Origin of the sequence: Pseudocitrobacter vendiensis (genome assembly GCF_943590815.1) — a bacterium.
Lineage (GTDB): Bacteria > Pseudomonadota > Gammaproteobacteria > Enterobacterales > Enterobacteriaceae > Pseudocitrobacter > Pseudocitrobacter vendiensis.
The window spans coordinates 1-6,944 of record NZ_CALSBS010000059.1 but is presented as its reverse complement, the minus strand read 5'-3'; the positions used below and the strand labels follow the sequence as shown (position 1 = coordinate 6,944).

General features: G+C 55.5%; 6 protein-coding genes. 3 read left to right on the top strand and 3 right to left on the bottom strand.

Going from position 1 to position 6,944, the window contains the following annotated elements; genetic code table 11:
* Nucleotides 1-564 (top strand): PadR family transcriptional regulator (locus tag NMC31_RS25525; protein ID WP_253899378.1); only part of this gene is annotated, 564 nt, incomplete at its 5' end.
* Here NMC31_RS25525 and NMC31_RS25520 read toward each other — a convergent pair.
* Complete coding sequence (locus NMC31_RS25520) at nt 561-2,081, bottom strand: methyl-accepting chemotaxis protein (RefSeq protein WP_253899377.1); 1,521 nt, start codon at nt 2,079-2,081, stop codon at nt 561-563. The two genes, NMC31_RS25525 and NMC31_RS25520, sit on opposite strands and share 4 nt — an antisense overlap.
* 345 nt (nt 2,082-2,426) lie before the next feature.
* Between NMC31_RS25520 and ygjG the strand changes: the two genes are divergently transcribed.
* Both ygjG and NMC31_RS25510 read left to right on the top strand, forming a co-directional pair.
* Nucleotides 2,427-3,815, top strand: a complete 1,389-nt coding sequence (gene ygjG, locus NMC31_RS25515; RefSeq protein WP_253899376.1) for a putrescine aminotransferase — start codon at nt 2,427-2,429, stop codon at nt 3,813-3,815.
* Between the two features lie 143 nt (nt 3,816-3,958).
* Entirely contained in the window at nt 3,959-5,977 is a 2,019-nt protein-coding gene (locus NMC31_RS25510; RefSeq protein WP_253899375.1) for an NADPH-dependent 2,4-dienoyl-CoA reductase, read from the top strand.
* Between the two features lie 56 nt (nt 5,978-6,033).
* On the opposite strand, the gene NMC31_RS25505 is transcribed toward NMC31_RS25510, so the two are convergent.
* Both NMC31_RS25505 and NMC31_RS25500 read right to left on the bottom strand, forming a co-directional pair.
* Nucleotides 6,034-6,450 carry a helix-turn-helix domain-containing protein gene (locus NMC31_RS25505; protein ID WP_149463927.1) on the bottom strand — a complete coding sequence of 139 codons (417 nt, stop codon included), beginning with the start codon at nt 6,448-6,450 and terminating at the stop codon, nt 6,034-6,036.
* Nucleotides 6,447-6,761 carry a type II toxin-antitoxin system HigB family toxin gene (locus tag NMC31_RS25500; protein ID WP_149463928.1) on the bottom strand — a complete coding sequence of 105 codons (315 nt, stop codon included), beginning with the start codon at nt 6,759-6,761 and terminating at the stop codon, nt 6,447-6,449. Before NMC31_RS25500 ends, NMC31_RS25505 begins: the two co-directional genes overlap by 4 nt.
* Nucleotides 6,762-6,944: the final 183 nt, after the last annotated feature.

Sequence of the window (6,944 nt, the reverse complement as noted above, 5' to 3'; positions counted from 1 at the left end):
ACCCACAGCGGTGGTCGTGAATGTCATGGTGAGCGCGAATGCCGCGGTGGTCGTGGTGAAGGTCGTCACGGCGGTGGAGGCGGCTTTGGCGGCGGGCGTCGTCAGCGTTTCTTCGGCCATGGCGAGCTGCGTCTGGTGGTACTGGATATCCTTTCCCGCAACGCCAGCCACGGTTACGAGTTAATCAAAGAGATCGAAAACATGACCCAGGGCAACTATAGCCCAAGCCCTGGCGTAATCTACCCGACACTCGATCTGTTGCAGGATCAGGGGCTGATCACCATCCAGGAAGAAGACGGTGGACGTAAAAAAATCGCCATTACCGGGGAAGGCAGTAATGTGCTGGTGGAAAACAAAGAGGTGCTGGAGCAGGTTCAGGCGAAGCTGAAACTCCGCATGGTCGGCCACGAACTGCGTAAAGATCCGCAAATGAAACGCGCGCTGGAAAACTTCAAGGCCGTACTGAACCTGAAAGTGAACCAGAGCGAAATCAGCGACGCGCAGCTAAAACAGATTGTGGGCGTGATTGACCGCGCGGCGCTGGAGATTTCACAGCTTGATTAATGCAGTACCGTGACGGCGTCCTGAAGCCGGCTGGCGCGATGTTTTACCATCGCCGACACATGGGCACTTTCGGCAACCAGCCCGGCGTTTTTCTGGGTGATCGCATCCAGTTCCGCCACCGCGCGGGTAATGTCCGACAGCCCGTTGGCCTGTTCTGCGGTCGACTGACTAATTTGCGCAATCAACTGCGTCACATTCTGCACCTGCGCCAGAATATCGTTCATCACCCGCCCCGCCGCGTGAACCTGATCGGCGCCGGAATGCACTTTGCTGGCGCTGGCCTCAATCAGCTTACGAATGTCGTTGGCCGCCGTTGCGCTGCGGCTCGCCAACTGGCGTACCTCTCCCGCGACCACCGCAAAGCCTTTCCCCTGATCGCCCGCCCGCGCGGCTTCGACCGCCGCATTTAGCGCCAGAATATTGGTCTGGAAGGCAATATCATTGATAAGCGTGGTGATTGAGCCAATCCGCTGCGTGCTGTCTGCAATTTCGTCCATCGTTCTGACCACGCCCTGCATTGCCTGCCCACCCTGCTCCGCCGCGCCGCTGGCGGCAATTGAGAGCTTATCGGCCGCCGCCGCTGTTTGCGAATTGCTTTGCACAGAGGCATTCATCTCGTTCATCGTCGCTACGGTCTGCTGAACGTTAACCACCGTTTGCCGGGTACGTTCATTGAGCACATCGTTGCCCTTCGCGAGCGTATCGCTTCCCTGACTGACGCTGGAGACCTGGCTTGCGACATCATTTTTCAACCAGCGACAGATAAGCCCCAGTTGCCCGACCGATCGCAAAATCAGCCCGAGCTCATCACCGCGGTTCAGATGTTGCACGCTGTTTCTCCCGCCCGTCGCCACGCTTAATGCCTGACGCGCGACGTTTTCTACCGGACGCACTACCTGTACTTCAAAAAGGATCGTTGCGAAAACCATCAGCAATGCCGCGACGGCCAAGGCTATCCACGACGCATGTGTAGCCAATAACGCACCTGCTAACAGCACAAAAATAAACATCATGATTGCCCGCACGCGCCAGCGTAGCGGCATCGCGGATAGTTTGCCCCACCAGCGTTGACTTACCACCCTACCTTTGTGCAGGCGCTTGTGGCTCCGCCCCTCTTTGAGCGCACGATAGAGCGGCTCCGTGACCGCGATTTCTTCTGGCGTCGCCTGGGTACGAATCGACATATAGCCAGTCACCTTCCCTTGTCGCACCATCGGAATCGCATTGGCGCGCACCCAATAATGGTCGCCATTTTTACGTCGGTTTTTGACAATTGCGCTCCACGGCTCGCCCTGTTTCAGGGTGTACCACATATCGGCAAACGCCGCTTTCGGCATATCCGGATGGCGCACCAGATTATGCGGTTGACCGCTAATCTCTTCGAGGCTGTAGCCGCTCACCTGAATAAACGCATCGTTCACATGAGTGACATAGCTGTTGAGATCGGAGGTGGACATTAAGGTCGTCTGTTCATCCAGCGGGTATTCATGCTGGCTAACCCAGGGTTGTGAAGACATGCAGGTATCCTTGCCGGTAATAAGGCTTATTGTGTAAAGGTTATGTCGGCGGCGGATGACTGAGCTTTATTCGTTAATCTCGATTCAGCTCGCATTTTTAGAGGATATATTCTCTTACGCGTCAAAATGGCGCAGGATCTGCCCCGTTTTCGCGCAGCTCGCCCCATTCTGGCGAAATGAGATTTTTCTATCTCCTGCGGCAACAAGGCCGCTGGACGATTAAATATTGTGCAACTGCATTTCTCCCTGGTGTTTATCCCGATTTTCAGCGCCCGCTTCGAAGTGGCGCATTCCCTGCAATACTTAATTCAGTATCGTGTGATACGTGACCCCCGGGAGCTTATTTTGAACAGATTACCTTCCAGCGCATCGGCTTTGGCCTGTAGCGCACACGCATTGAATCTCATTGAAAAGCGCACGCTTGATCATGAGGAGATGAAAGCACTAAACCAGGAGGTCAGAGAGTACTTTAAAGAGCATGTAAACCCGGGGTTTCTGGAGTATCGAAAATCTGTGACCGCCGGCGGGGATTACGGAGCCGTAGAGTGGCAAGCGGGGAGCCTGAATACGCTTGTCGACACCCAGGGACAGGAGTTTATTGATTGTCTGGGTGGATTTGGCATTTTCAACGTGGGGCACCGTAATCCAGTTGTGGTTTCCGCCGTACAGAATCAGCTCGTCAAACAACCGCTACACAGCCAGGAGCTGCTCGACCCGCTTCGTGCGATGCTGGCAAAAACGCTGGCCGCGCTGGCGCCGGGGAAACTGAAGTACAGTTTCTTCAGCAACAGTGGCACCGAATCCGTGGAAGCGGCGCTGAAGCTTGCCAAAGCGTATCAATCACCACGGGGTAAATTCACCTTCATCGCCACCAGCGGCGCGTTCCACGGGAAATCGCTTGGCGCACTCTCGGCCACGGCGAAATCCACGTTCCGTAAGCCGTTTATGCCGCTGCTGCCGGGCTTCCGTCATGTACCGTTTGGCAACATCGACGCCATGCGTCTGGCGCTATCCGAATGCCAGAAAACCGGTGACGACGTGGCGGCGGTGATCCTGGAACCTATCCAGGGTGAAGGCGGCGTGATCCTGCCACCGCAGGGTTACCTGCCCGCAGTACGCAAGCTGTGCGACGAGTTTGGCGCGTTACTGATCTTCGATGAAGTGCAAACCGGGATGGGGCGCACGGGCAAAATGTTTGCCTGCGAACACGAGAACGTTCAGCCGGACATTCTGTGCCTGGCGAAAGCACTCGGTGGCGGCGTGATGCCCATCGGCGCGACCATCGCCACCGAAGAGGTCTTTTCGGTGCTGTTCGATAATCCGTTCCTGCATACCACCACCTTTGGCGGCAACCCGCTGGCCTGTGCGGCTGCACTCGCCACCATCAACGTGCTGTTGACTGAGAACCTTCCGGCACAGGCGGAGCAAAAAGGCGATATGTTGCTGGACGGCTTCCGCAGCCTGGCGCGCGAATACCCGGACCTGGTGCGTGAAGCGCGCGGTAAGGGGATGCTGATGGCGATTGAATTTGTTGATAACGAAATCGGCTACAGCTTCGCGAGTGAAATGTTCCGCCAGCGCGTGCTGGTTGCCGGGACGCTCAACAATGCTAAAACCATCCGCATAGAGCCACCGCTTACGCTGACTATCGAACAGTGCGAGCTGGTGCTGAAGGCCACACGCAAGGCGCTGGCGTCATTACGAGTCGATCAACAGGCCACAACAGAGCAGTAAATCTCACGCCCCCCCTCTTTTCGTGGGGGGCGTTCTTTGAATCCCATCACAATCCCTGCATTCCCCTTTTCCCTTTTCTACGCCGACGGCTAAATTAAACTCATCCGACCACATAACAATAATTTTACATACTGGACAACCTTATGAGCTATCCGTCGCTGTTCGCCCCGCTGGATTTGGGCTTTACCACGCTAAAAAACCGCGTCCTGATGGGCTCGATGCACACCGGGCTGGAAGAACATACGGATGGCGCGGAGCGCCTGGCGGCTTTCTATGCCGAACGTGCACGTCACGGCGTAGCGCTGATTGTCACCGGCGGAGTCGCCCCTGCGCTTTCCGGTGTCGGCATGGAAGGAGGCGCAGTTCTGAGCGACGCCAGCCAGTTGCCGCATCATCGACAGGTGACAGATGCCGTTCATCAGGAAGGCGGCAAAATCGCCCTGCAAATCCTGCACACCGGGCGCTACAGCTATCAGCCGCATCTGGTGGCGCCCTCGGCCATTCAGGCCCCCATCAACCGCTTTACGCCGCATGCGTTAACGCACGACGAAATTCTCGTGCTGATTGACGACTTCGCCCGTTGTGCGCAACTGGCGCGGGAAGCCGGGTATGACGGTGTGGAAGTGATGGGTTCAGAAGGCTACCTGATTAACGAATTTCTGGCCGCGCGTACCAATCATCGCGATGACGAATGGGGCGGCGACTATCCGCGCCGGATGCGCTTTGCCGTGGAAGTGGTTCGCGCGGTACGCGAACGCGTGGGGAAAGATTTCATTATCATATTTCGCCTCTCAATGCTGGACCTGGTGGAAGGCGGCGGCGCATTCGATGAGACCGTACAACTGGCGCAGGCCATTGAAGCAGCTGGAGCGACGATCATTAATACCGGTATTGGCTGGCACGAAGCGCGGATCCCTACCATCGCTACGCCGGTGCCGCGCGGGGCATTCAGTTGGGTGACCCGCAAGCTCAAAGGCCATGTCTCGATCCCGCTGGTGACCACCAACCGCATCAACGATCCCGGCGTCGCAGAGGATATTCTGGCGCGTGGTGATGCCGACATGGTATCGATGGCGCGCCCGTTCCTCGCTGATGCTGAATTGCTGTCAAAAGCACAGGCGGGCCGCGCCGATGAGATTAACACCTGTATTGGCTGCAATCAGGCGTGTCTCGATCAGATCTTCATGGGCAAAGTCACCTCCTGCCTGGTGAACCCCCGCGCCTGTCACGAAACAAAAATGCCGATCGTTCCGGCGCTGAATAAGAAGAACCTCGCCGTCGTCGGCGCGGGCCCGGCCGGGCTGGCGTTTGCCATTAACGCCGCCGCGCGCGGGCATCAGGTCACACTATTTGATGCACATAGCGAAATTGGTGGGCAGTTTAATATCGCCAAACAGATCCCCGGCAAAGAAGAATTTTATGAAACACTGCGCTACTACCGCCGGATGATCGACGTCACGGGCGTAACGCTCAAACTGAATCATCTCGTCACGGCGGATCATCTGCAGGCATTTGACGAAACGATCCTCGCCTGCGGGATCGTCCCACGCATGCCCGCGATTGACGGGATCGATCATCCCAAAGTGCTGACCTATCTCCAGGTGCTGCGTGACAAAGTTGCGGTGGGAAATTCGGTGGCGATTATCGGCTGCGGCGGCATTGGCTTTGATACCGCGATGTATTTAAGCCAGCCAGGCATTTCGACCAGTCAAAATATTGATGAGTTTTGCCAGGAATGGGGCATCGACACCACGCTGCAACAGCCGGGCGGCCTGCGACCGGAAGGTGCGATGCTGCCGAAGAGCCCGCGAAAAATTGTCATGCTCCAGCGTAAAGCCAGTAAACCCGGTGATGGGCTCGGCAAAACCACCGGCTGGATCCACCGGGCAACGCTGCTGGCGCGCGGCGTGAAGATGATCCCGGCGGTGAGTTACCAGAAGATAGACGACGATGGGTTACATATCACGATTGGCGGTGAAGCGCAGGTGTTAAAGGTCGATCATGTGGTGATCTGCGCCGGACAGGATCCGCAGCGCGCCTTGGCGCAACCGCTGGCGGAAAGCGGGAAAACCGTGCATTTGATCGGCGGCTGCGATGTGGCGATGGAGCTGGATGCGCGGCGGGCGATTGCGCAGGGAACGCGGCTGGCGCTGGAGATTTGACAACCTCTCCCGCAGGGAGAGGAACCGAATGTGCGTGATGTTAAGGCAGCGGCACCTTAATCAATGAACAACGCCGGTGAAATACCAAAACGGGCCGCCAGCTTTTTCGCGTGTTCAAGAGTTAGCTTTCGCTGTCCGTTGAGAACCCGGGATACCATTGATTTGCTGCCGATTTCTGGAAGATCGGATAACGTTAATTCGTACTGATCCATTAACGTACGTATTACCGCAATGCCTGCAGGCGTCGCTTCAAGCCTTGCATTAAATTCAGCAAACTCTGGTGCGGATGTCTCCCAGGCCGTGATTTTTGCGCAAACCAGATCAACGAGTGGATTATCAGGATCGTTAAGCAACAGATGTTCGATCAACATGAGCGCTTCCCTATATTGCTCGTCGTTCTGGATGCCGGCCAAAAAAGGGGCGGCTTGTGTCAGCTTTTCACCTGCCTTCAGTACTTCAGAAATGACCATCATCTTTTTCCCCTTCCACGATGCTCTGCTGTAAACCTATCGTACTCTTTATGCGTGAAGACATGCCGAACATAGAACTTCTGTGAATCAAAAAAAATCATCACAATAACGCGTAATTCGTTCCGGCCAATGTCGATAACATAATGTTTATCCAGATATTTAAAATTATCCAGAGTGGGAAAAAGCCCCTTTAGTGCCTCAGGCGTCCTGAAGTATCCTTTTGAAACCACCCTTCCCAGCGCAAGGATCTCCATTGCATGCTGCGGAAATTTTTCGGCCGCATCTTTCAATGCTTTTTGTGTTATCAGGTGCATTCTTCATCAACTCCGTTGACAAATTGGCAACATCATAACGCATTTTGCCAAATTGGCAATACGTTACATCATTAAGGCGAAGTGAGAATACACGTCAAATGGAGCGATATAAGGGAAGGGAGAGGTAGAATTTTAATAATGCGCGCACGCTTCCAGAAGTGGTGGATTTCTCCCTCTCCCAGT

What these genes read in the sequence shown, in the direction of transcription:
- NMC31_RS25505 (WP_149463927.1), bottom strand. Translation starts at nt 6,450, where the DNA reads ATGATGGTCATTTCTGAAGTACTGAAGGCAGGTGAAAAGCTGACACAA.
- NMC31_RS25520 (WP_253899377.1), bottom strand. Translation starts at nt 2,081, where the DNA reads ATGTCTTCACAACCCTGGGTTAGCCAGCATGAATACCCGCTGGATGAA.
- NMC31_RS25510 (WP_253899375.1), top strand. Translation starts at nt 3,959, where the DNA reads ATGAGCTATCCGTCGCTGTTCGCCCCGCTGGATTTGGGCTTTACCACG.
- NMC31_RS25500 (WP_149463928.1), bottom strand. Translation starts at nt 6,761, where the DNA reads ATGCACCTGATAACACAAAAAGCATTGAAAGATGCGGCCGAAAAATTT.